The sequence below is a fragment of the Lactobacillus sp. OTU4228 genome (assembly GCF_001006945.1).
Taxonomy (GTDB): Bacteria; Bacillota; Bacilli; order Lactobacillales; family Lactobacillaceae; genus Lactobacillus; species Lactobacillus amylovorus.
The window spans coordinates 15,541-40,581 of sequence record NZ_CDLD01000031.1 but is presented as its reverse complement, the minus strand read 5'-3'; the positions used below and the strand labels follow the sequence as shown (position 1 = coordinate 40,581).

Below are 25,041 nucleotides of genomic sequence, written 5' to 3'. Positions count from 1 at the left end.
GCCAAGAAACAGAGAAACCAAATGAAGTATCTGGTGAAGTGAAAGAGTTCCATGTAAAAATTATCGTTGTGTTTTTCAATTGGCACAATGCTGCGGTCGTCCCATTGTTCGCTATAAGCATTGATTACTGCAGATTTAATTTGATCCTTAGAAAAATCATCAAAAAATAAGCTAATGATCATTGCTGAAATTTGCTTATAAGATAACTTAGGTAAATCTTCTAGTTGAAAATTAGCTTTTGGAAAATCTACTGGTACATAAAGTCCACCATCTTGGGCCAACCCTTGGATGATTGCGGCTGGTGAAGTTAACGCATTGTCTTTTGCGCCTCGAGTACTACGATATTTCATAAAAATCTTCCTCTTCTTATTTAAGTGATGAATATATTTATTTAACATTGTAACTTGTTTTGCCCATGTGTTACAATCATAAAAATAAGAAATTCATTAAAAAATAGGGATATAGGAAAATGGCAATCAAAATCGCATTACTTGGTTTAGGAACCGTTGGTTCCGGTGTTTTAAAAATAATCAAAAAAGATTAAACAAACAAGTGGAGAAGAGATTGTTATTAAAAAAGCCCTTGTTTGTAATCTTAAGAAGCACCAAGATATGGCTAAAGAAGTCGAATTGACGACTAACTTTGATGATATTTTGCATGATGCAGAAATTAAAATTGTAGTTGAATTAATGGGCGGTTTGCATCCCGCTAAGGGATACATCTCTGATGCATTAAATGCAGGCAAGAATGTGGTTACTGCCAATAAGGACTTGATGGCTACTTTTGGTTCAGAACTTATTGCCTTGGCTGCTAAAAATAAGTGCGATTTGATGTACGATGCGAGTGTAGCAGGCGGTATTCCTATTTTGCGTACTCTTAGCACCTCTTATGCTAGTGACAATATTTCAGAAATTCAGGGAATCATCAACGGTACAACGAATTACATTTTGTCGCAAATGGGCGAAAAAGGCTTAAGCTACGATGAAGCATTGAAGAATGCCCCAAAATTAGGTTTTGTTGAGGCTGATCCAACTAACGATGTCACTGGAAAAGACGCTGCCTATAACATTGCAGGTAAGCTCTTTGTGAAAGTTGCGCCGTGTCTTTTGCCTAATAATGCGATTATGGCGCATATTAAAAATGAATTAATGCTCTGTAAATTAAGAGTCAAAGTCTTGGCACAGCGATTTTTACTGGACCAGGTGCAGGTAGTTTAGCCACTGCCAATTCCGTAATGAGTGATGTAATTGCGGAAACCAGTAACTTTGTCAAACAGACTAATGGCAAACCCTTCAGTAATTTCTCTAGAACGATGAAGTTGACCAGTTCAGAAGAGGTCAAGTATCCTTATTACTTATCTTTTGAAACTGAAGAAACTTTGCTTGATTTAAGTGAACTACTTTCGACATTAGAAATTCCAGTTAGAGAAATTAAACATGTTGATGAGAAGACAATTGTGGTAACTGAAGAAATAAGTCGCAGACAATTGCAAGACTTAGCAATTCAAGACAAATATTTGAGAGCCAGTTACAAGATCTTATAACGATTGTGAGGGGAGTTATAGATGATTATTAAGGTACCAGCTTCAACGGCAAATTTAGGGCCAGGATTTGATTCTATAGGGATGGCCGTTTCACTTTACTTAGAAGTAGAGGTCTTAAGTATTTCAGATCGTTTTCAAGTTGACCATGTAATGCCTAAGATTCCTCATGATAAAAATAATCTGATCGTGAAGACTGCGCTCACCGTTTATCCAGGATTAGAGCCACTTCATTTGCGCGTGAATAGCGATATTCCGCTTGCTCACGGCTTGGGTAGCAGTTCTAGTGCAATTGTCGCAGGAATCGAATTAGCTGATCATTTTGGCAAATTAGGCTTGTCTGATGAAGAGAAAGTCCAGATTGGTGCTCAAATTGAAGGCCATCCTGATAACATTGCTCCTACGATTTTAGGTGGTCTGGTGGTAGGAACCGAAGTAGACAATCATTTTGATGCGGTAAAAGCTCCACTTCCTCCATATAGCTTGGTAGCATATGTGCCTGATTATAATTTACCAACCAAGAAGGCGCGGGGCGTTTTACCAAAAGAATTGCTATTAAAAGAGGCCACTCATGGTTCCGCGATCGCAAATACGCTCGTAGCTAGTTTGTTTGCCCAGAACTATGAGATGGCCGGAGAATTGATGGAGAAAGACGTTTTCCATGAACCATATCGTGAAAAATTGGTACCAGAGCTTTTGAAGGTAAGAGAAGTAGCTCATCAAAAGCATGCTTTAACAACCTACCTTAGTGGTGCAGGTTCAACGATTATGACTTGGATTGAAGATAAGCACGTCAAAGGCTTTTTATCAGGACTTAATAAGCATGACTTAAAGGCTAATACGCTTGTTTTACACCCCGATGAACACGGCGTACAAATAATTGAATAAAAAGAAAAGTGACCTTGAATTTTTATTCAAGGTCACTTTTTGATTAAAGGATAATTTATTTATTGCTGCCGCAAATTTTTTACCAAAGTTAGCTGGTGCCATATGTTGGATAGCCGGATAGATAGGCCCCATGCCTGTTCCAATAATTAGAAAACCGATTACTGCTAAGTAGTATTGAGATGATGGAATAAGCACTAATAAAATTCAAATGGCTTCTGTGATTAAACCAATTCGAATGAGCTTTTTATCAGATAAGCGGTGAGAGATAAAACCAGCAATTAGTCGTCCTAACATCAAACCACCAAAAAGCAAAGAACCAAATGATGCAATGAGCTCTGAATTAATATTTCTTTTAGTACCGGCAAAATAGCTAGATGTTCATAAAAAATAAGTGGCTTCACCTGCATAGTAAGAAAAGAAGGTGAATAAAGTAAAAATCACGCCAGGTACCTTCAATGAGGACATGATGCCGACTGATTCAGAGGTTTCACTGTCTACATTAGCTTTCTCGTTAACTTTCCATAGTGGCAGAGAAATGATGCAAACGAATAAGATAAATCCTTGTAATATTGCAGTCCATAGGTAACCCGCATGCCAATTAGCTTTGAGTAAAGCAAATGCCATGATATTTGGACTTATTATGGCTCCTACACCATAGAAACAATGCAAGAAGTTCATGACCCGTGGAGAATAATTACTTGCAACGTAATAATTTAGGGCGGCATCAATTGATTCGGCACCTAGACCATAAGGCATTGCCCAAACAAGTAATTGCTAATATTGGTTGACAGAAGAAAACCCTAATAGACCACATACAGTTAAAGCGATTGAAATAATGACAATCCACTTGACGACCATTTTTTTGATTAAATGTGGACTGAATAAAGATGAAATTACAGTCATTAAAGAAATAGTCATTGAAATATAGCCGGCATAAGAGCTCGGTACATTTAAACTTGATTGCATTGCTGGCCAACCGGACCCAAGTAACGAATCAGGTAGTCCCAGACTAATAAAGGCTAAATAGATGACGGCCAATAATAAAGATCCCAATGTTGTTTCCTTTCGTAAAAAGTATCTCAATATACTTTTTATTCTAGTTTTTCTTTATTAATTATAGCATTAAGGGATAAAATCCAAGAGTCAATTGAAAGTAAAAAAGACAGCAGATTTTTTGAATTGTTGTCTTTTTAGATGTTTAATTATCAAAAGTTTCTGTGAAGCTATCGCCATCAACAAGCATTCTTTTGGCGTTTACCGCATACCAGTAAGGCATGACTTCCACGCCATCTTCTGTTTCTGGCTCGCAGTCGGCCATTTCTAAGACATTTTCGAGATCTTGTTTGTTAATTTGCGGATATAGTTTCAACAGGGCATCTTTAGTCATACCAGTTTGCTTAAAGCCACTATCCTTATAGTTTTCTTTGAAGATGTCTTTAAAGTCGTTTAAATCGTAACGCGGCTTGAAATCGTCATCGAAGTACTTGATTTCGATGTTTTCGATTTCCATGAAAGCTCCTAGTTGGTTAGCTAAATGTGGCAACTTATTGGCGATTTGCTCAATAGTGTAGCCATCTTCTGTAGTGGTTTTAGCGTTGTCATGTTGCTTGAGCCAGGCCTCTCTGACATCGTGGATGTCGTCGCGAGTATTGATAGTGTCTTTTACCTTTTGAATAAGATCGTTGTGATGCTTAACAGCTTTTTGCCATTCCAAGCGGTTGGAGTACATTTGGCGGTAACTAACAGGGAAGGGATGGTTGATCGTATTAAAAATGAAGTTAAGTTTATCGGTTGAGTATGAATCTAGTTCATTTTCTTTCCAAATTAATTCGTAATATGAGCTCATGATAGTCCTTTCTATATTTTTATTTATTCAATAGCTTTAATTATTTTTTTGTTCTTATCAATCACATTTTGAGCTTCTATAACTGATTGTTCAATCTCTTGAATATGATTATTTTGCATTTGTTTATCAGAAAAGAACTTTGGATTGTTTTTGTAGAATGATTCCAGTTTGTGATAATAATCAATTAATTTATTTTGAAAATCTATATCATTCTTGTAGAAGGTAATGAGTAATTTCCCATGATTCCAATTAGGAAAATCTTCATCTAAGCAAATAGGAAAGCTGTCCGCTTGATGCATTTCCCATAGATCACTATAGAAGTCTGTAACTTGATTTGCTTCTTTTGATAAGAAGTATCTGTCATCTTCTTGAACAAGCCAACCTTTATCAATAAATTTTTGAGTTACTTTTGGTACATTCAAATTGTAGGTAAAGATAAAATATTTAGGGATTTTAGCGGTGGTAAGTCTACCTTTTTTGATTTTGCCCCACTAAATTAATAGAAGTAATTCACGCAAACTGAAATCTGTATTTGTATCATATTTGTCGGTGTACTTAGGATAATCAAATGATCTACCAAATTGTTTATCATAATCTGGTTGGCTTTCTTGCACTTTACGGTATTTGGTCCAAACTTTCGATTGCTCATCTTCATATTTTTTCCAAGCTGCTGCATTTTTCTCATTAAAAGGTGTAGGAGGTATTGACGCATATTTATTGTCTTCTGAGCCTTGCCTTGATTTCTCATCCGAATTTTCAGAATGGAGTTGAGAAGTGCCAATTAGTAATTTAATTCTCTCAGCTAATTCGTTATTTTGTTTAGATAATTTGGTATTTATTTTTTTGTAGTCGTAAATTTTAATTAACAACCAGATAATTATTGCAATTAAAATTAGTAATATTATTGCCATTTTGATCCTCTTTATGATGATACTAGGTTGTTTTTAATTTATCCGAAATGTTAACCTTTTAAAACTATTATATCTTAAGTATAGTAGAGAAGATAAAAGTCGAGAGATAATAAAAACTCATAATGGAATTTCTTCCAATATGAGTTTTTTGTTAAATATTCAATTGTCTTACTTTTCTAGACTATCTCTTGCTCCTTGAAGCGACCGTATACCTTTTCAACTTCACTTACGCTCATGAAAGCGTATGGGTCAGCTTTTTGAACAATTTGACGAATATCATACATATCGTAGCGGTCGATAATAGTGATCAAAACCGTCTTTTCAATGTGACTGTAGGCACCTTCAGCATCGTGCAAAATGGTAATTCCACGGTGCATTCTGTTTTGAATACCATCAATGATGTGTTGGGGATGCTGAGTTACGATCATAACCTGCATCTTCTTATGCTGCGTGTAAACAGCATCGATTACACGGCCGTTAATAAAGATGGTTAAAGCAGAGTATAAAGCTCTTGTCCAGCCAAACATGAAACCAGCTGCGGCAATAATGATTAAGTTAATAAAGATATTAAACTTACCGTAGCTAATGCCAGTCTTTTGACGAATAACGATCCCTATGATGTCCAGCCCACCGGTTGAAATTCCGTTCTTAAGTGCAAAACCAGTACCAATACCGTTAATTGTCGCACCGAAGATCGCACAGACAAGAGGATCAAGATCCATATGCAATGGTTGAATGACATGCATCATGATTGATCCTAGGACAACTGACACAATCGTAAAGAACGTGAATTTATGTCCGATCTTAACCCAAGCCAAGATAAACAATGGAAAGTTTAAGACGAAGTACATGATTGAGGTGGACAGCGTGAATGGTAAGTATCGTTCACTGACAGTGTTAATTAACTGCGCAAAACCTGTGATTCCGGATGAGTACATGTGTCCTGGCGTCCAGAAGAAGTTTAACGCAACCGCCACAGCAATTGAGTAAAAGAGGGACGCTGATAACTTAGACAAGAAGTTATAGCGCCTGTTGAATTTATCTAATTGATCCATATAGCGTCAATCCTTAGTTTAAATACAAACTATATTTATTGTTTTTAGCATACTAAGTTTAACAAAAATAAGGGCAGGGACCAACCAATAAAATTATTTATCCCAATGCTTTTTAATAAAATCAGCACGGCCACCGGCTTCTTCTAATGCATATCTTTCAGGATTCTTTTTATAGAAACCTTGATGGTAGTCTTCAGCAGGGTAAAAAGGTTTGGCTTCTTCGATTTGAGTCACGATTGGCTTATCAAATCTACCGCTTTCAGCAAGTTCTTGTTTAGACTTTTCAGCGGCTTCTTTTTGTGCTTCAGAATTGTAAAAAATGACAGGACGATAATTATCGCCACGATCTTGGAATTGGCCCATTGCATCGGTAGGATCAGTTACTTGCCAATAGTAATTTAAAAGTTCTTCATAAGAAATCTTGCTTGGATCATAAGTGATTTCGACTGCTTCTGTATGACCGGTTTTACCGCTGCAAACTTCTTCGTAGGTAGGATTAGCCACATGACCACCGCTATAGCCAGAAACGACCTTTTCTACGCCATCTACGGTGTCGAAAGGTTCCACCATGCACCAAAAACAACCACCGGCAAAGATTGCTGTGTCTGAATGTTTATTCATATTATTCTCCCTTTCTAATTTAAATACCATTTAATAATCTTAATTGTTTTTAATTATATGACAAAAAAGAAAGAATCACCAAAATTTTTGATGATTCTTTTACTTAATTATTTCTTGTTAATGCACTTCTTAATAGTACTGATTGGTTTGAGCCAAGTTCCATTGTCAACGTTCCAGTTATTGCATGGGAAGCCATTCTTGTTAATGTACTTCTTAGTGGTCTTAGTCAAACCTAAGTGAAGGTGAGAGCCAGTTAATTTACCGATCTTTTGGCCAGCTTTGACGTAAATGTCGCTCTTGTTGTTAAAGCCTTTTTGATAAATTTCTACATATTTATCTGGACTGATAACCCAAATGAACCAGCCTAAGCCGCTATCGTAAGCAACTTTCTTAACTGTACCTTCATGAATAGCGTAAACAGGTGAGTAGCCAACTTCTGAGTCACCCATCGTGGAAGTATGAAGGTGGGTTAACAGAACGCATATAATCAGTCATCCCGAAAGTTTGCGCTTTGGACATTTTGTCACAAGCCTTGAATGGGTAAGTCCATTTGTATGTATTTTTTTCTGGTTCAGTAGTTGTTGTTGTAGTATTGCTGTCAACTGCAGCATCAGTTGCAACTACAGTTGATACATTTAAATTTGAACCTAATAACACTGCGCCTAATAAGTGATTAATTGTTTTTTAAATCTCATCTATATTAAATCAGGATGTACCTGAATATCTCCTTTCTTTATGTGACCAGAATTATTGTAAGCGCAGTAGTTTTACGTAACCGTTACAAAACTGTTTCTACTTACCAAAATATAGAAAAACAGGACTGAATACTTTTCAGTCCTGTTTAAAAGAAAATTTTATTACTTAGCGTAGTCATCAATACCTAAGTGTTCAAGAATCAATGCGGCAGTTTCCTCGATTGAACGGTGAGCTACATTGATTACGTAACAGCCTAACTTCTTGTATAAAGCTTGAGCTGATTCAAGTTCCTTGTTGATTGAATCCATGCTTGAGTAGCTAGTGTCTGGGTTTAAGCCGTATGAAATCATTCTTTGACGTCTGATTTCATTCAATACAGATGGATCGTTGGTTAAACCAATAATCTTCTTAGGATCAATCTCGTAAATTTCCTTTGGAATATGAGTTTCTGGAACAAGTGGTAAGTTAGCAACCTTCAAGTTCTTGTTAGCTAAGAACAATGAAAGTGGAGTCTTAGAAGTTCTAGATACACCAAGTAAAACTACGTCAGCTTCCAAGAAGCCCTTAGGGTCTTTACCATCGTCGTACATTACGGCAAATTCCATTGCGGATATTCTGTCGAAGTACTTTTGGTTCAAACTGTGTTGAGCACCGATCTTTTGATCAGGAGTCATGTGAGTAGTCTGTTGGATAGCTTCAACTACAGGTGAGAAGATGTCTACGCATTGAATATTGTGTTCACGTGCAAACTTGATAACAGGCATTTGCATTTCATCTTTTACTAAACTGTAGATGATTACAAGATTTGGATATTTTTCAATTTCTTGTAAAACTTCATCCAATTTCTTTTCATTAGTAATAAATGGGTAACGACGATAATTAATTTTAGCCTTTGGAAATTCAGCAGCAGCCGCAGTAGCGTTGCTAAATGCGGTGTCACCAGCAGCATCGGAAATAATGATAATGTTTAATTCATTTGGGTCTTTTGTATCTGCCATATTAGCACCTCTTTCTGTTCATAATTATACTATTAATGAAAGCGGATTAACAACCGAATTCTGAGGATTAACTTTTTTAAAAAATATTTGAAAATTATGTTGACCCTTAAGATTTGTTTGGTATAATTTAAGTAAATGTATGGCGTAACGCCAAGAAATGGAAGGAGGGATCACACATGGCTAAGACAATCGTTCACGAAAACGAGTCTATTGATGATGCTCTTCGTCGTTTCAAGCGTTCCGTTTCAAGAAGTGGTACCTTACAAGAATACCGCAAGCGCGAATTCTACGAAAAACCAAGTGTTCGTAGAAAATTGAAGTCAGAAGCTGCACGCAAGCGTAGACATTATTAATAATCTGAAAAGCTCACCCGGGAATGGGTGAGCTTTTTGTTTTCCAAAAATTGATTAACGCAGTACTGAAATAATTAATATTTCAGTGCTGCATTTTTTATTTGTTGCATCAATGACTATATATAGATATTTATCAGACTAATACTACTATATCTTGTAGGTAAAAGCGAATGCTTTAAAAAGTCAAGTCTTAAGTTAAAGACGAGGAAAAGAAGACCTACAAGAAGATCTTAAAGGGTGTAAATCTCACTATGCATACAGGTGAAATTCACGCCATTATGGGACCAAACGGTACAGGTAAATCAACTTTATCTGAAACAATCATGGGCAATACTAAATATCGTGTTACTGAGGGTAAGACTTTACTTAATGGAATATGCTGTTGAACTTAATCGCTTGATTAGTTTTCAAATGGAAGGAGCCATTGGCTAATGTATGAAGATAGTCTTTCATCAAAAGAAAAAGAAGTCTTTGAAGCTTTAAAAATGTGATTGATCCCGAATTGGGCGTGAGTTTGGTTGATTTATTCAGTTGAAGTTGACGATCAAAATGTTTGCCATATTGATTGGACTTTGACTACGATGGGCTGCCCTATCATTGAATTACTGCAAAACATGATTGAAAAAGCTGCACTTCAAGTTGATGGGGTAGAAAAGTGTGAAGCCAAATTAGTCTACTATCCTCAATGGACGCCTAAAATGATGAGCCAAGTTGCAAGACTTACTTTAGGTATTCATCTTTAAGGTGATATTGATAAATCTCAAGGATTTTTCCTTGAGATTTTTGTTTTTACGCACATAAATTGTCAAAATAAGACAAATGATAATTATCTAATTTCACTTAAATGATCATTAGGTAGTAAGTAAAATTTGGGTTGAGGGTTATATTGCCAAACAGTATACTGAAAATATAAGTAATGCTTTGTTAAATTACATTAATGAATATTAAAGGTGTCTGTTAGGAGAATTTCATGCAAACTGATAATGAGAAATACAACGCTACGGTAAAACCTAATACGGTATTTTTAAATGAACTTAAAGAAAAATTACCAGAGTTTTTTACTAAAGATGGGTCTTTTGATCTGGATAAGTTTAAGGATCAATTAAAAGACAAAAATATTAATGAACTAAGTGAAGGCTACCAACTAGATTTTATTGGTAAAGATTATGCTCGTCGTCAGGCTGGTGAGATGCCTAGTACGGTAATTGTTCCTGATGAAGAGCAAAATAAAGGCGAGGGAAAAAATAGTAAAAATTTATTTTTTACTGGAGATAATCTTGAGGTATTAAGACATTTGCAAGCTTCATATGCTAATAAAATTGATGTGATATATATAGATCCGCCATATAATACAGGACAAGATGATTTTGCATATCCTGATACTTTTGAATATACTGATGATCAACTTGAAGATATGTTTGGTTTGGATGATGATCAATTAGCTCGCTTAAAAAGTATTCAAGGTAAATCAAGTCACTCAGCTTGGTTAACATTTATGTATCCTCGTTTGCAATTAGCAAAACATTTATTAAAACGTAATGGAGTAATTTTCATTTCAATTGATGATAACGAAGATGCTAACTTAAAAGAAATTTGTGATGAAATATTTGGTGAAACTAACTTTTTAGCACAAGTTGTCTGGGAACGAGCTTATGCGCCAATCAATTTAAAAAAGAATTTCTCACCTAGTCATGACTATATGCTTGTTTATGGTAGAGATGCAAATGTGATTGAAACTAATGGAATTCCAAGAAATAGCGAAACTGATAATCGATATCAAAATCCAGATAATGATCCTAGAGGCCCTTGGAGTTCTAGTGATATTTCTGTTGGACCAGCAATTCGATCTAATATTTACCCTGTCACGACTCCCTCAGGGAGAGTGGTAGAGCCTCCAGCAGGAAGGAGCTGGAGGCTCTCACGAAAAGCTTTTCGTGAGAGACTCGCAGATAATCGAATTTGGTTTGGATCAGATGGAAATGGAGTCCCTCGAATAAAAAGATTCAAATCGGAATTACATAAAACAGGAATAACACCTATGACTATTTGGCATTATAAAGATGTAGGTCATAGTCAGGAAGCAACACAGAAACTCCAGGAATTGATGGGTGGTAAAAAATATTTTGCATATCCTAAGCCGGTTAAACTGATTCAGCGAGCTATCCAACTTTATTCAAATTCAAATTCAATTATTATGGATTTCTTTGCTGGCTCGGCCACTACTGCTGAAGCAGTGATGCAACAGAATGTAATAGATGGTGGTCATCGTCATTTTATTATGGTTCAATTACCAGAACCAACTTATCAAGTTGATAAAAAAACTAAAGAACCAATTTTTGACAAAAATGGCCATAAAAAACCAACCAAAGGTGGACGAATAGCTTTTGAGGATGGTTATATGACAATTGATGAAATTTCACGTGAACGTATTCGACGCGCTGCTCGAAAGATCAGAAAGGATAATGAATTAACACTGCCCGAAAACTTTGACAGTAGTTTTAAACACTATAGAGTAGTTAAACCAACTAAACAAACTCTTGAGAGTATTGAAGACTTTGATCCTAACTCAATTAACTTATTTAGCGATATGGTAAATAGTTTTTCTAGTGACAGTTTAAATATTTCTGGTGACGCGACTGGTGAACAAACTATTCTTACCACTTGGCTTGCACAAGATGGATACTCATTTGATGAAAAGATTCATGATTATCAATTTGATAATTATCATGCATATCTTGTGGAAGATCGCCTTTATCTAATTGATGAAGGATGGGGAAGCACCCAGACTAAAGAACTACTTAATAAATTAGGGAAAAACGAGTTACATCTTCAGTCAGTTGTACTCTTTGGCTATTCATTTAATATATCTGAATTACGTGAATTGGAAAGCGGCTTAAAGCAATTAGATAATAAAGTTAACTTAATCAAGAGGTATTAATACCATGAAGATTAAACTTGAAACTTTACAACATCAAACAGATGCATTAAAAGCAATTGATAAAGCATTTCCTGGTATGGATACGCTCACTAAAGATCCAAATGCCAATTTTATTTATGCTAACCCATTAATAAAATATCGTTATGAAGATAAGGCTAATATTGACATCAAAATGGAGACGGGTACTGGTAAAACCTATGTATATACGAGAATGATGTATGATCTTCATCAAAAATACGGATTATTTAAGTTTGTAATTGCCGTACCTAGTCCAAGTATTAAAGAAGGTACATGTAGTTTTATTTCTAGTGATTATGCTAAACAACACTTTAGTGAATTTTATGAAAATACTCGTATTCAATTGAATGTAATTAATGCTGGCGATTTTAAAGCAAAATCAGGTCGTCGTAATTTTCCTGCTCAATTATCAGAATTTGTAGAGGCTACTTGTCAAAATAAAAATCAAATTGAAGTATTATTGATAAATCAGGGAATGCTTCATTCAAAATCGATGAGTCGAGCTGATTACGATCAAACTTTATTGGGGGGTGAAACTTCACCAATTAAAGCAATTGCTGCTACTAGACCGGTAGTTATCATTGATGAACCTCAAAAGTTTCCACGAGGAAAGAAATTTTATAGTGATATTGAGGCAATAAAGCCGCAATTAATTGTTCGTTTTGGTGCAACTTTCCCTGAAATTACTAGTGGTAGAGGTAAAAACAAAGTTACTAAAGTTGATTACTATCGTAGCAAACCGCAGTTCAATTTGAATGCTGTTGATAGTTTTAATCAAGGATTAGTTAAGGGAATAGACATTGATTATCCAGATATGTCGGAAGAACAAGCTAATGACCTGTACAAGGTGAAGCAGGCTAAGGCTAAAGAACTAGTTCTTTCAAAAGCTGGTAAAGATTATTCTATTAATGTAGGTGAAAATTTAGCAGACATTGACTCAGGCTTTGAGGGAAATATCACTTATGCGGGTGGTACTGATCGTGAGTTATCAAATGGCCTGGCCTTATCTAAAGATATGAAGCTAATACCTGGTACTTTTACAGAAAATTATCAGGATGAAATTATTTCTCAAGCATTAGATTGTCATTTTAAAGCAGAAGAAGAGAATTTCTTACGTCCTAACTCTGGAAATAATGCGCCTAAAATAAAAACTTTATCATTATTCTTTATCGATAGTATTTCTAGTTTTCGTGGTGAAAATAATAGTAAAGGATGGCTGGCAAAGCACTTTGAAGCTATTTTAACTAAAAAATTAAGAAAATTAATTGATCATTATGAATTAGCAATTAATGATCGAGAAAAAGAATACCGTTCTTTTTTACAGGCCACTTTAAGAAGCTTAAAATCAGATCACCAAAATGTTTATGCTGGTTATTTTAGTGAAGATCGTGGCAGTTCTGATGATGATATTCAAGCAGAAGTTGATGATATTCTAAAGAATAAAGAAAAATTACTCAGTTTTAAGGATAAAGATGGTAACTGGATAACGCGTCGATTTTTGTTTTCAAAATGGACATTACGTGAAGGGTGGGATAATCCTAATGTATTTGTGATTGCTAAGCTTCGGACCTCAGGTTCTGAAATTAGTAAAATTCAGGAAGTGGGGCGCGGTTTGCGTCTACCAGTCGATGAAACTGGACACCGGTTAAGCCAAAATGAATGGCCAAGTCGTTTGTCTTTTTTAATTGGTTATGATGAACGAGACTTCGCTAAGAAGTTAGTTGGAGAGATAAATGCCGACTCACCAATTAAATTAAATCATGATGAGTTAACCGATGACATGATTAAGGCAATTATCAAGGCAAGACGAAAAGTTGATCCAAATTATAATGAAGACACTCTTCTTGATTACTTAGATGAACGTAACGTAATTACTCGTTCTAATAAATTTAAGGAAAATGTCGAAATTGATGGGCAAAAGATGTCAGGTTATGATGCTTTAATTCAACTGTTCCCAGAAATAAAGAATGAGTGTTTGGTTGCTAAAGATAGAGTTAGAGATAAATATTCTAAGGATACTACTAAAGTTAAATTACGAAAGCAGAATTGGCAGCAACTTAAGAACTTATGGTTTCAATTAGCTAAACGTCAAATGATTAAGTTTGATCCAACTATTAATAGTGTTGCCGAAACAGTAGCACATAATGTCTTTAATGACAGTGATAATAGTATTTTTGTTTTACAACAACCACAAATGATTCATCAAGAAATCTCAACTGACGAAAATGAAGCATCTGTTCAAGAAGCTCAATATGACTACAATACTGAGTATATAACCATGGGGTATGGTAAGTTTTTGAAGAGTCTGGCTCAACAAACGGATTTACCTGTCAATTTGCTAAATAATCTTATGATTAAAGCTATGAGACGCTTGAAAAATGATACTAAATATATAAATGAGAAAACCTTAGCTAATTTGGTTAAAGCTTTTAATACTCAATTTAATGAACGAATAAAAACTTCCTATAGCTATGAACCATTAGATTTTGCATCATCTACCTCAATATATGATGCCCAAAAGCAAGAATTTGTTGATTCAGTTCCTGCTAATACATTAGGTGTTTATCAATCAGACTCGACCTCTGATCAAGCATATTTATATGATCGACCACCGTTGCGCTATGATAGTGCAAATCCTGAATTAAAGATTTTAAAGAGATCATACGGTCCTAAAATTAGTGTCTTTGGGAAACTTCCAAAACAAGCTATTAAGATTCCACGTTTTGATAATGGAACTACGACACCAGATTTTATTTTTAAAATTGAAAATAATGATAAGTCAATTTACTTAGTTATTGAGACTAAGGCGGAGAATATGCGTGTGGGTGATGAAACAATTCGTATAATTCAAGAAAAGTATTTTGATCATCTTAAAGAAGCTGGTGTTTATTATCGTATGGCTACTAGTGAGCAAGAAGTACACGATTTGATTATCAAATTAGAAAATGGAGAGCTAAAACAAGATGATATCACTAATTAAATTAGCACAAGAAGGCAAGATAGAGAAAACAGGTGCTAAACCTAAGTTACCTATAAAAATTGATGGTGTTAGTTCTGAAACCTTGGATGTTTATAGAATTCCGTTAGAGTATCTTTACTACAATGATAAAAATGGTCGTATATCAACTGGTATTTCACAGTATGACGGTGAATTGCATCCAGCTAATGATCAAGTTAATCCTCAATACAATGACTTCATTGCTAAACTTATTGAACAAGATAATCCAGGTGCGTTAAAACGTACAGAAAAGTCAATTCAAGATTCTGGACAACAGGTATATGGTTATGTACTTGACGATGGTCGAATTGTTGATGGAAATAGAAGATTTACTGCTTTGCGAAATATTAATCGAACAACTGGTAGAACTGTCTACTTTGAAGCAGTTGTTTTACCGTTTTCATATAATAATTCTGCTGAACGAGTTAAAATCAAAAAATTAGAATTAGCCATTCAGATGGGTGTCGAAGAACGTCAAGGTTATGATCCAGTTGATCTAGCAGTTGATATTTATCGAACCACTGATGGTGATGATGCAATTATGACTCTAGCTGATTATGCAGCCAATTCGCATATGCGTCCGTCTGAAGTTAAGAAATACTACGATGGAGCAGTTTATATGCGAAAATTTCTTCAATTTATTGGTGCTCCAGAAAATAATTTCAATATTATTAAGGATAGTAAAGCCTGGTCACTGTTTTATGAAATGGGTAAATCATTATCTAAGAATTTTGGTGATGATCCAGAATCACAAGTACGTAAAAACGAGACTATGAATTCCTATTTTGGAGTTATTCTTTATCAAATTCATGTTGGAGTAAGTGGTAATACTGCAAGAACACACATTCGAGAATATAATAAAAATATTGTCAATAGTGTAAATAATGAAGATTTTAATGATGATATAGAAGATCAAGTAGATGATTTGTCAGAATCATTGCAAGATGCTGATATTCATACAACTTCAGATTTAATGCAGAGTTTAACGGACGAAAATGATACAGTGGAAGCTTTAGGTGAAACATTTGACACCTATATGCGAAATGCACGTAATAGTGAATCTATAGAAAAATTTATTCGAAACATTAAACAAAATGTGAACTACTATCATGATTTAAACGAAGATGACGGCTTGATTGGTAGCTTACGATACAATGAAGTAAGTGAAGATCAAATAAAGGAATTACAGAGATATATGCGCGATTTAAATCAATTAAGTAAGGAGTTATTTGAAAAGTATGGTGCTGAACTCAGATAGTCCAATAATTGTCAAAAATAAAGAGGGATTATTTCAATTAATAGATGACAAACACCATACTTTGGAAACCAAGACGGCTCAGCGTGGACTAGCAGTTTTTAAACCATATTTTAAAGATCCGGAGCAAAGGATATTTAAAGAGGATTTAACTTATGTTCAACTGTTAGAACTAATAAAAAAGTTAAATCGAAGATTAAAAAGAAAAGGGTTTCCTGAGGTTCAAACTAGTAGTAAATTTGATCAATTTGTTGAACAGCGACAATATTATATTAAAGAACAAAGTGAAGCTGGATTAACAATTAAGGATAATGACCCTCGATGGTATAAAGAATTTAAAGACTTTAAATCAATTGTTAGTCAAGAAATAACACGACCACTAAAAATTGAACAAGAAAAAGCTAGCTTTTATTTGACCGTCATGAAGCGAGCGGCTAATTTTTCAGTACCTGGTGCAGGAAAAACTGCAATGATGTATGGAGCTTTTGCTTATTTATCTAGTTCACAAGTTAATGAAGTAAATAAGCTGCTAGTAATATCTCCTTTAAATGCTTTCGCTGCATGGCGTACAGAATTTCAAAAGGTTTTTGGTTCTAAACGACAGTTACATTATTTAAATTTAAGAGATAATAAGTATAATAACAACGTTGGGGCTATTGAGCATGATTGGATCCGAGCAAATGTTATTACAATTAATTATGAGTCATTACAAAGTAAACTACATGTAATTAATGAATTGCTGGATTCTAAAACAATGATAGTGTTTGACGAAGTTCACCGAGTGAAAGCTGTTGGAGGTAGACGAGCTAAGGCTGCATTAAGCTTAAGCAAAGCACCACACTATCGCTATGTTTTAACAGGGACGCCAATTCCTAATGGATATAGAGACATTTATAATTTTTTGCATTTGATGTATCCTGATGAATATTCTTCATTCTTTGCATGGGATTTGACGACATTAAATAATATTGATTCAGAAGATGTAAACGTAAAATTAGCGCCTTTCTTTTGGCGTACGAATAAGAAAGATTTACATGTACCAAAACCAGATCCGGATATTATTAAAGAAGTTGAGCCGTCTGAGCAGCAACGGATATTAGCTGAGGCAATCTATGAAAATGAGAACGGCGCATTAGCTACTTTTGTTAGATTACTACAGGCATCAACTAACCCCAGTCTATTAAGGACGAATATTAATTATAGAGAATTAGGTCTAATTGATGCTGATTCTGGTGTATGGGATAAGCAAGAATCAACTATTGAGAAAGAAAATATTAGTAATACAGAAGCATATAAGAAATTTGATCTTTTTAGTATTAAATCGCCAAAATTTGAAATGGGTATTGATTTAGTTGACAAACTTGTTAGTCAAGGTAAAAAGGTGCTTGTATGGGGAATGTTTGTTGGTACCATGCAAAAAATCACAGAAACTCTCAATGGTATGGGGATTAAAACAACTTTGGTTTATGGGGCAACTCCTAAGCAAGACCGTGAAAAACTTATTGATAATTTCCGTACAGGGGATGTACAAGTACTGGTTTCTAATCCTAATACTTTAGGAGAATCTATTTCTTTACATCAAACCGTACATGATGCTGTGTATTTTGAATATAATTTCAATTTAACCTTTATGCTCCAGTCGAGAGATCGAATAAACAGATTAGGGTTGCCAGCGGATCAATATACACGATATTACTATTTAATGACTAAAGGTGATGTTGCTCACACGAGTTTTATCGATAATACTGTATATAGGAAATTAAAAGAAAAAGAAAAGATTATGCTAGATGCCATTGATGGTAAACTTCTTGTACCAGAATATACTGATGATTACTTGCAAGAAGTTAAAGACATTGTGCTAGGAAAATATAGATAATAGAACTTTAAACATGCTATCTCAAGGATTTTTCCTTGAGATAGCATGTTTTTACGCATATAAATTGTCAAAATAAAACAAAATATTTGCTTTTTATAGAAAAAACTTCAATATATTACGTTGAAAACTTAATAGTTATGTTTATAGTTTGCTATAATATTATTGGGTTTTAATAGAAAGAAGGAATTATAAATTGAGTTTGTCAGATAAGATCATGACTGATATGAAAACAGCCATGAAAAATCACGATAAGACAACTCTTGATACTGTCCGCATGATCAAATCTGCTTTGATGAATGAAAAGATCAAGTTGGGACATGATTTGAATGCAGACGAAGAATTAACTGTTCTTAATCGCGAAAAGAAACAAAGAGAAGAATCAATCGAAGAGTTTGCTAAAGCTAAGCGTGATGATTTAGTGGAAGAAACTAAGAAAGAATTAGCAGTAGTTGAAAAGTACTTGCCTAAACAAATGAGCAAGGACGAGTTGGAATCTGCTGTTAAGGAAACGATTGATGAAGTTGGTGCCAAAGGCAAGTCTGATTTTGGTAAGGTTATGAAAGCCTTAATGCCCAAGATCAAGGGACGTGCCGATGGTAAGGCTGCGTCTCAAGCAGTTCGTGATCAACTAAACTAAGTTTAGTAGTAACAAGAAGGAGCGGGTCTTTTTGGCTCAAACAACTTTTACACCTCAAAAAGCAGAGAATATTCAAAAATTAGTTGGAGTTAATGATGGAAATCTGAAGCTTCTTTCTGAAGGCTATGATTTGTCCGTTACCGATACTGGCAATGACATTGTTATTGCAGGGGATGATGAGGCAAACGTAAAGAAAGCCGTCGCTGTTTTAAAGGCACTTGACAGTGTCGTGAATACCGGCGTTAACGTTGGCGCGCCCGATACGGTTAGTGCGATGAAGATGGCCGACAAGGGTACCACAGAGTACTTTGCGGATCTGTATAAGAAAGTCTTGATTCGGGATGCTAAAGGTAGACCGGTCAGGGTGAAAAATATGGGTCAAAAGCGTTATGTCGAGGCCATTGATAAATCCGATGTTATCTTTGGAATAGGGCCAGCTGGGACTGGTAAGACTTTCTTGGCAGTTGTTTGTGCAATTGCTGCATTCAAAAAGGGCGAAGTTTCCAGAATAATTTTGACTAGACCAGCCGTTGAAGCTGGTGAATCACTTGGATTTTTGCCTGGCGACTTGAAGGAAAAAGTTGATCCATATTTGAGACCAATTTACGATTCTTTGTACGCTATTCTTGGTACTAATACTACTGACCGCTTAATGGAACGTGGCGTAATTGAAGTGGCTCCACTTGCTTATATGCGTGGACGTACGCTTGATGACGCGTTTGTAATTCTTGATGAAGCCCAAAACACTACTGATGCACAAATGAAGATGTTTTTGACACGTCTTGGTTTTAACTCCAAGATGGTCGTAAACGGAGATATGACTCAAGTCGATTTGCCGGGACGACAGCATAGCGGTTTAATCGATGCTAGACGAATTTTGAAGAACATCGACCAAATCAAATTCATCAACTTTTCTGCACAGGATGTTGTTCGTCACCCTGTAGTTGCCAAAATTATTACTGCTTATGAAAAAGAGGACGCTAAACACTAAAAATGGATCCAATTGATATTACCTATAATGATGAAGTTGGTTTTTTAGATGATAAAAAACGCGACTGGCAAGACTGGATTATGAAGCTTTTGCTTTTAGCTAAAAAAGAAATTGGCAAAGATAATAACTTAGAAATGAGTATTAACTTTGTTGACGAAGATCGTAGTCACGAAATTAACTTGAAGTATCGTGATAAAGATCGTCCAACAGATGTCATTTCTTTTGCAATTGAAGATGGTGAGGATTCAATTGACTTAGCTGCCTTTGAGGATGATCCTGATTTTCAAGAAGATATCGGGGATTTGTTTATGTGTCCAAGTGTCATCAAACGTCATAGCAAGGAATATGGCACTGGGTTTGACCGAGAATTTGGTTATACTGTAGTTCACGGCTTCTTGCACTTGAATGGCTATGATCATATCAAGCCTGATGAAGCTAAAGAAATGTTTGGCATTCAAGGAAAGGTGCTTGAAGACTACGGCTTACCACTATATCCAGATCAATTAGATGAAGGCAGAGGTAAATAATGGAAGAAAAAAAGTTTAAGTCTGGCTTTGTTGCCTTAGTTGGTCGACCAAATGTCGGTAAGTCAACTTTGATGAATTACTTAGTTGGCCAAAAAGTGGCGATTACTTCTAATAAGCCTCAGACCACGAGAAATCGTATCTCAGGCATTTATACTTCCGATGATATGCAAATCATCTTTGTAGATACACAGGTATCTTTAAGCCTCATTCAAAACTTGACGACTATATGGATAAAGCTAGTCTTTCTAGTTTAAATGATGTAGATTTAGTTTTATTCATGGTAGAACCTGAGAAAATTGGTAAAGGTGATCAATACATTGCTGATTTGCTTAAGGAAGTAAAAGTTCCCGTATTTTTAGTAATCAATAAGGTTGATCAAATTCACCCTAACAAGTTGTTGCCAATTATGGATTCATACCATAAGCTAGAGGGCTTTAAAGAAATACTACCGATTTCTGCTACTCAAGGCATTGGTATTGAAGACTTATTAGCTACGCTTAACAAGTACTTGCCAGAAGGACCACAATATTATAGTGCTGACCAGATCACAGATCGGCCTGAATATTTTGTCGTCGCTGAACTTATTCGTGAACAGATCTTACGACTTACTTCACAAGAAGTACCGCACGCTACCGCGGTTGCCGTTGATCAAATGAATAAGCATCAAAATGGCAAGTTGGTGATTGAAGCAACCATTTATGTTGAAAGAGATGGACAAAAGGGCATTATCATAGGTAAAGGTGGTAAGATGCTCAAGCAAATAGGTATTAATTCTCGTAAGGAAATCGAAGATTTGCTTGGAGAAAAAGTCAATTTGCGTCTCTGGGTTAAGGTCCAACACAACTGGCGCTCAGATCCAAGCTTCTTAAAACAAATTGGTTATGATAAGAAGGAACTTAGTTAATGGTACGCGAACTTAAAGAAGTTCAGGGTATTATTTTCAAAAGACAAAAATATAAAGAAGCAGATTTATTAGCAAAAATCATGACTAAGCAAGATGGAATAATTACCTTAATTGTGAAGGGAGCTTTGCGGCCAAAGTCACGTTTAAGTGCTGCGACGCTGAATTTTTCAATGGGTACTTATGTCATTTATACCAGCGGACATGGTTTGAGCAATCTACGCACGTATAAAGAAGTAAAGCAATTCGATGGGTTATACCAAGACCTGACGAAGAATGCTTATGCTTCTTTTATTTTTGACTTAATTGATCATGCTTTTGTCGAATATCAGCCAATTGGCAAGTATTATGACTTGGCTCTTTTTGCCCTGAAAAAGATTAATGAAGGCGTTGATTGCGAGATGATCACGCAAATTGTGCAAATGAAAATGCTCAGTGCTTATGGCGTTGAACCTGAACTAAGACATTGTGTAATTTGCGGTAAAGAAAAAGGCATTTTCGATTATTCAATTAAACTAGGTGGGGTTATTTGCAGTGACCATTTTGGAGTAGTAAATAGTTGCATGCATTTAAAGCCAAAGGAAACTGCCGTTTTGAGAACAATCGGCCTTTTGCCTACTGATCGTCTTGGAACAATTACAATTAATGAAGAAACTAAAAAGGCTACTAGAAAAGCAATCGATCGCATCTATCGTGAGACGATTGATTTAAACTTAAAGACCAAAAAATTCTTAGATGAATTAAAACTTTTTTAGTTAGTAAATATCTGGTTTAAACCTAGTTCATGTGTTAAAATATGTACGTGTTTGGCGATGATGAGGATTAGAAAAGTACTAGTTAAGCGAGTACCGTTTGGTGTAAGGGTACCTAGGAAAAGGCCCCTCTAGTCAAAGCTCAATTAAGTGCAGGAAGAACACTTCCTGAATTAGGGTGGAACCGCGATATATTTCGTCCCTATGCAAAATTTTGCATAGGCTTTTTTTATGGCCTAGCGCAGGAGGAGAATTAAGGAAAATGGCAGATAAGAAATTAAACATTCAAAATATGATCTTTAAGCTGGAACAATTCTGGTCCTCCAAAGGTTGTATGATTATGCCTTCTTACGATGTTGAAAAAGGTGCAGGTACGATGAGTCCTTACACTTTTCTTCGTGCAGTTGGTCCTGAACCATGGGCAGCTTGTTATGTAGAGCCTTCAAGAAGACCTGCAGATGGTCGTTATGGTGAAAACCCTAACCGGTTATTCCAACATCACCAATTCCAAGTTGTTATCAAGCCAGCCCCAAAGGATATTCAACAATACTACTTGGACAGTTTGAAGGTTTTAGGCATCGATCCTTTGGAACACGATATTCGTTTCGTAGAAGACAACTGGGCTAACCCATCAATGGGTTGTGCCGGTGTTGGTTGGGAAGTATGGCTTGACGGTATGGAAGTTAGTCAATTTACATACTTCCAAGTAGTTGGTGAATTAGACGTTAAGCCAACTATGAGTGAAATCACTTACGGTGTTGAAAGACTTGCATCATACATTCAAGACGTAAACTCAGTCTTTGACCTTGAATGGGGTAACGGTGTTCTTTACCGTGATATCTTTAAGCAACCAGAATATGAACATTCTAAGTATGCCTTTGAAGAATCAGATCAAGATCAACTTCTTAAGTTCTTCGATATTTATGAAGCAACTGCTAAGCGTCTTCTTGGTCAAAACCTTGTACACCCAGCATATGACTACATTTTGAAGTGTTCACATACTTTCAACTTGCTTGATGCTCGTGGTGCTGTTTCAGTAACTGAACGTGCTGGATACTTATCAAGAATTAGAAACTTGGCTCATGAAGTAGCTGTTAAGTTTGTCGAAGAACGTGAAAAGCGTGGCTTCCCATTGCTTAAGAGCGCAGAAGACAAGAAAGCTGGGGTAGAAAATGGCTAAAGATTATTTATTTGAAATCGGTACTGAAGAAATGCCAGCCCATGTTGTACCACGCAGCGTAAAGCAATTGGCTGACAGAACTAGAAAGTTTTTGAAAGAAAACGGTCTTAAGTTTAAGGACATCAAGACTTTTGCTACACCACGTCGTTTGACTATCTTGGTTGAAGACTTAGCTGAAAAGCAAGACGATATTGATGAGGTAAAAAAAGGTCCTGCTAAGAAGATTGCTCAAGATGCTGATGGTAACTGGACTAAGGCTGCACAAGGTTTTGCTCGTGGCCAAGGTATGACTACTGATGACATCTACTTTGAAGAACTTAAGGGTACTGAATACGCTTATGTTCACGTTCAAAAAGAAGGTAAAAAGGCTACTGATATTTTGCTTGGTATGAGTGATATCATCAAGGCTATGACCTTCCCAACCAAGATGAGATGGGATTCAAACGACTTTGAATTCGTTCGTCCAATCCACTGGCTTGTATCATTATTTGGTAGTGACGTAGTTCCAGTTAAGATCTTGGATATTACTGCTGGCCGTAAGACTCAAGGTCACCGTTTCTTAGGTGATTCAGTAGTATTGGCTAATGCAGATGACTATGAAGATGCATTGAAGGATCAATACGTAATTGCTAACGCTGAAGAGCGTAAAGATATGATCGTTAACCAAATGAATGAATTGGTTAAGGAAAATCATTGGCAAGTAAAACCTGATCGTGATCTTCTTGAAGAAGTTACCTACTTAGTTGAATACCCAACTGTTTTTGCTGGTTCATTTGATGAAAAGTACTTAAACATCCCAGACGAAGTATTAATTACTTCAATGAAGGATAACCAAAGATACTTTGAAGTTTACGACGAAAATGGCAAGTTAATTAACCACTTTATCGCTGTAAGAAACGGTAACAAGGATTACTTAGATAACGTTATTTCAGGTAACGAAAAGGTATTGGTAGCTCGTTTGGACGATGCTCAATTCTTCTACGATGAAGACCGTAAATACCCACTTAGCCACTTTGTTGATCGTCTTAAGAATGTTTCATTCCACGACAAGATTGGTTCAATGGCTGAAAAGATGCAACGTGTACGCATGATTGGTGATTATCTTGCTAAGCGTTGGGACTTACCAGAAGACGTAGTAAAGGACTTCGACCGTGCTAGTGAACTTTACAAGTTCGACTTAGTAACTCAAATGGTAGGGGAATTCGCTGAACTTCAAGGTGTCATGGGTATGCACTATGCTCGTCTTGCAGGTGAAGACGAAGAAGTTTCTGTAGCTATTAAGGAACACTACATGCCAGCAACTGCTGAAGGTCCACTTCCAGAAACTACTGTAGGTTCACTTTTGTCTATTGCAGATAAGATTGATACTATCGTAACCTTCTTCGGTGCAGGTATGATTCCTACTTCATCAAACGACCCATACGCACTTCGTCGTTACGCTTACGGTATTGTTAGAATTTTGCTTAACGAAAAGTGGTCACTTCCATTTAACGAAGTATTGCCAGAAATCATTAACATGCTTAATGGTGTAACCCCAGCTAAACTTCCTAAGGGTGATGCAGACCAAGAAATCGCTGACTTTATTCGTGATCGTGTAAAGCAATACTTGCAAAAGAACAACTTCAAGTACGATATCGTTGATGCTGTCCTTGCATCAAGTCAACAAGACCCAAGTCAAATTTTGGCAGCTGCTAATGTATTGCAACTTCACCACGATGATGAAGAATTTAAGCCAGTAGTTGAAAGTTTGACTAGAATTGACAACATCTTGAAGAAAGCTAAGTTCAAGGGTAATGTTGAAATCGATGAAAGCTTATTCGACGACAACAGTGAAAAAGAACTTTATGCTGGTGTTGAAAACTTGCAAAAGGTTGAAAGTTTGGCTGACCTTTACCAAGGCTTCGTTCAACTTCAACCAGTTATTGACCAATACTTCGATGCTAATATGATCATGGCTAAGGATGAAAAGGTTAAGAACAACCGTTTAGCACAATTATTTGCTGTTAGTGAATTAGCTGATCGTTTAGGTGACTTGAGTAAGTTAGTCATTAAATAATAAA

21 protein-coding genes and 5 pseudogenes are annotated in these 25,041 nt (G+C 35.8%); 16 read left to right on the top strand and 10 right to left on the bottom strand.

Annotated features, from left to right (window positions below):
• A pseudogene (locus BN1206_RS05680) lies at nt 1-350 on the bottom strand (hypothetical protein); the annotation flags it as partial.
• Between the two features lie 119 nt (nt 351-469).
• Here BN1206_RS05680 and BN1206_RS10355 point away from each other — a divergent pair.
• Nucleotides 470-1,543: pseudogene (locus BN1206_RS10355) on the top strand (homoserine dehydrogenase).
• Nucleotides 1,544-1,564: 21 nt separating this feature from the next.
• On the top strand, nt 1,565-2,428 hold the full coding sequence (thrB, locus tag BN1206_RS05670) for a homoserine kinase (RefSeq protein ID WP_013438092.1): 864 nt from the start codon (nt 1,565-1,567) through the stop codon (nt 2,426-2,428).
• 378 nt (nt 2,429-2,806) lie between these two features.
• Here the strand turns inward: thrB and BN1206_RS09895 are convergent, their stop codons facing one another.
• From BN1206_RS09895 to BN1206_RS05630, 9 genes are all read right to left on the bottom strand, one after another.
• Nucleotides 2,807-3,184 carry a major facilitator superfamily protein gene (locus tag BN1206_RS09895; RefSeq protein WP_013438091.1) on the bottom strand — a complete coding sequence of 126 codons (378 nt, stop codon included), beginning with the start codon at nt 3,182-3,184 and terminating at the stop codon, nt 2,807-2,809.
• A 442-nt stretch (nt 3,185-3,626) separates the two neighbouring features.
• Nucleotides 3,627-4,274, bottom strand: coding sequence for a hypothetical protein (locus BN1206_RS05660; RefSeq protein WP_014565915.1), 648 nt, complete (start codon nt 4,272-4,274; stop codon nt 3,627-3,629).
• A 23-nt stretch (nt 4,275-4,297) separates the two neighbouring features.
• Nucleotides 4,298-4,696: a hypothetical protein gene (locus BN1206_RS05655; protein ID WP_013438089.1), complete on the bottom strand. Its 399-nt coding sequence runs from the start codon at nt 4,694-4,696 to the stop codon at nt 4,298-4,300.
• A gap of 69 nt (nt 4,697-4,765) precedes the next feature.
• Entirely contained in the window at nt 4,766-5,185 is a 420-nt protein-coding gene (locus BN1206_RS05650) for a hypothetical protein (protein ID WP_013438088.1), read from the bottom strand.
• A 176-nt stretch (nt 5,186-5,361) separates the two neighbouring features.
• Complete coding sequence (locus BN1206_RS05645; protein WP_013438087.1) at nt 5,362-6,240, bottom strand: YitT family protein; 879 nt, start codon at nt 6,238-6,240, stop codon at nt 5,362-5,364.
• A gap of 93 nt (nt 6,241-6,333) precedes the next feature.
• Nucleotides 6,334-6,861: a peptide-methionine (S)-S-oxide reductase MsrA gene (gene msrA / locus BN1206_RS05640; protein WP_013438086.1), complete on the bottom strand. Its 528-nt coding sequence runs from the start codon at nt 6,859-6,861 to the stop codon at nt 6,334-6,336.
• Between the two features lie 107 nt (nt 6,862-6,968).
• Nucleotides 6,969-7,310 (bottom strand): M23 family metallopeptidase, encoded by a 342-nt coding sequence (locus tag BN1206_RS05635; protein ID WP_231575983.1) that lies wholly within the window; start codon nt 7,308-7,310, stop codon nt 6,969-6,971.
• A complete protein-coding gene (locus BN1206_RS10105; RefSeq protein WP_231575982.1) occupies nt 7,303-7,518 on the bottom strand; it encodes a hypothetical protein in 216 nt (71 codons plus the stop codon). The genes BN1206_RS05635 and BN1206_RS10105 overlap by 8 nt, the downstream gene beginning before the upstream one ends.
• Nucleotides 7,519-7,718: 200 nt before the next feature.
• Nucleotides 7,719-8,555 carry a pyruvate, water dikinase regulatory protein gene (locus tag BN1206_RS05630; RefSeq protein ID WP_013438084.1) on the bottom strand — a complete coding sequence of 279 codons (837 nt, stop codon included), beginning with the start codon at nt 8,553-8,555 and terminating at the stop codon, nt 7,719-7,721.
• A 176-nt stretch (nt 8,556-8,731) separates the two neighbouring features.
• On the opposite strand from BN1206_RS05630, the gene rpsU reads away from it, so the two are divergent.
• The 14 genes and pseudogenes from rpsU to glyS all read left to right on the top strand — a co-directional run bounded on the left by rpsU (nt 8,732) and on the right by glyS (nt 25,037).
• Complete coding sequence (rpsU, locus tag BN1206_RS05625) at nt 8,732-8,908, top strand: 30S ribosomal protein S21 (RefSeq protein ID WP_002880182.1); 177 nt, start codon at nt 8,732-8,734, stop codon at nt 8,906-8,908.
• Between the two features lie 194 nt (nt 8,909-9,102).
• Nucleotides 9,103-9,282, top strand: a pseudogene (locus BN1206_RS09765) (ATP-binding cassette domain-containing protein); the annotation flags it as partial.
• Nucleotides 9,283-9,339: 57 nt separating this feature from the next.
• Nucleotides 9,340-9,651, top strand: a pseudogene (locus BN1206_RS05620) (metal-sulfur cluster assembly factor).
• A gap of 227 nt (nt 9,652-9,878) precedes the next feature.
• Complete coding sequence (locus tag BN1206_RS05615; protein ID WP_197072916.1) at nt 9,879-11,846, top strand: site-specific DNA-methyltransferase; 1,968 nt, start codon at nt 9,879-9,881, stop codon at nt 11,844-11,846.
• Nucleotides 11,847-11,850: 4 nt separating this feature from the next.
• Nucleotides 11,851-14,844, top strand: a complete 2,994-nt coding sequence (locus BN1206_RS05610) for a type III restriction-modification system endonuclease (protein WP_052543038.1) — start codon at nt 11,851-11,853, stop codon at nt 14,842-14,844.
• Nucleotides 14,828-16,120 carry a hypothetical protein gene (locus BN1206_RS05605; protein ID WP_052543037.1) on the top strand — a complete coding sequence of 431 codons (1,293 nt, stop codon included), beginning with the start codon at nt 14,828-14,830 and terminating at the stop codon, nt 16,118-16,120. The genes BN1206_RS05610 and BN1206_RS05605 overlap by 17 nt, the downstream gene beginning before the upstream one ends.
• The gene (locus BN1206_RS05600; RefSeq protein ID WP_052543036.1) at nt 16,101-17,993 is read left to right on the top strand and encodes a DEAD/DEAH box helicase; all 1,893 of its coding nucleotides are present in this window, start codon (nt 16,101-16,103) and stop codon (nt 17,991-17,993) included. The genes BN1206_RS05605 and BN1206_RS05600 overlap by 20 nt, the downstream gene beginning before the upstream one ends.
• 193 nt (nt 17,994-18,186) lie before the next feature.
• A complete protein-coding gene (locus BN1206_RS05595; protein WP_013642032.1) occupies nt 18,187-18,630 on the top strand; it encodes a GatB/YqeY domain-containing protein in 444 nt (147 codons plus the stop codon).
• Nucleotides 18,631-18,661: 31 nt separating this feature from the next.
• Entirely contained in the window at nt 18,662-19,621 is a 960-nt protein-coding gene (locus BN1206_RS05590; protein WP_013438080.1) for a PhoH family protein, read from the top strand.
• 2 nt (nt 19,622-19,623) lie between these two features.
• Nucleotides 19,624-20,148 (top strand): rRNA maturation RNase YbeY, encoded by a 525-nt coding sequence (gene ybeY, locus BN1206_RS05585; protein WP_013642031.1) that lies wholly within the window; start codon nt 19,624-19,626, stop codon nt 20,146-20,148.
• Nucleotides 20,148-21,052, top strand: a pseudogene (gene era, locus BN1206_RS05580) (GTPase Era). The gene ybeY and the pseudogene era overlap by 1 nt, the downstream one beginning before the upstream one ends.
• Nucleotides 21,052-21,804 (top strand): DNA repair protein RecO, encoded by a 753-nt coding sequence (gene recO / locus BN1206_RS05575; protein WP_013438077.1) that lies wholly within the window; start codon nt 21,052-21,054, stop codon nt 21,802-21,804. Before era ends, recO begins: the two are co-directional and overlap by 1 nt.
• 259 nt (nt 21,805-22,063) lie before the next feature.
• Nucleotides 22,064-22,981 (top strand): glycine--tRNA ligase subunit alpha, encoded by a 918-nt coding sequence (gene glyQ, locus BN1206_RS05570; RefSeq protein WP_013438076.1) that lies wholly within the window; start codon nt 22,064-22,066, stop codon nt 22,979-22,981.
• On the top strand, nt 22,974-25,037 hold the full coding sequence (gene glyS, locus BN1206_RS05565) for a glycine--tRNA ligase subunit beta (protein WP_052543035.1): 2,064 nt from the start codon (nt 22,974-22,976) through the stop codon (nt 25,035-25,037). The genes glyQ and glyS overlap by 8 nt, the downstream gene beginning before the upstream one ends.
• Nucleotides 25,038-25,041 lie beyond the last annotated feature (4 nt).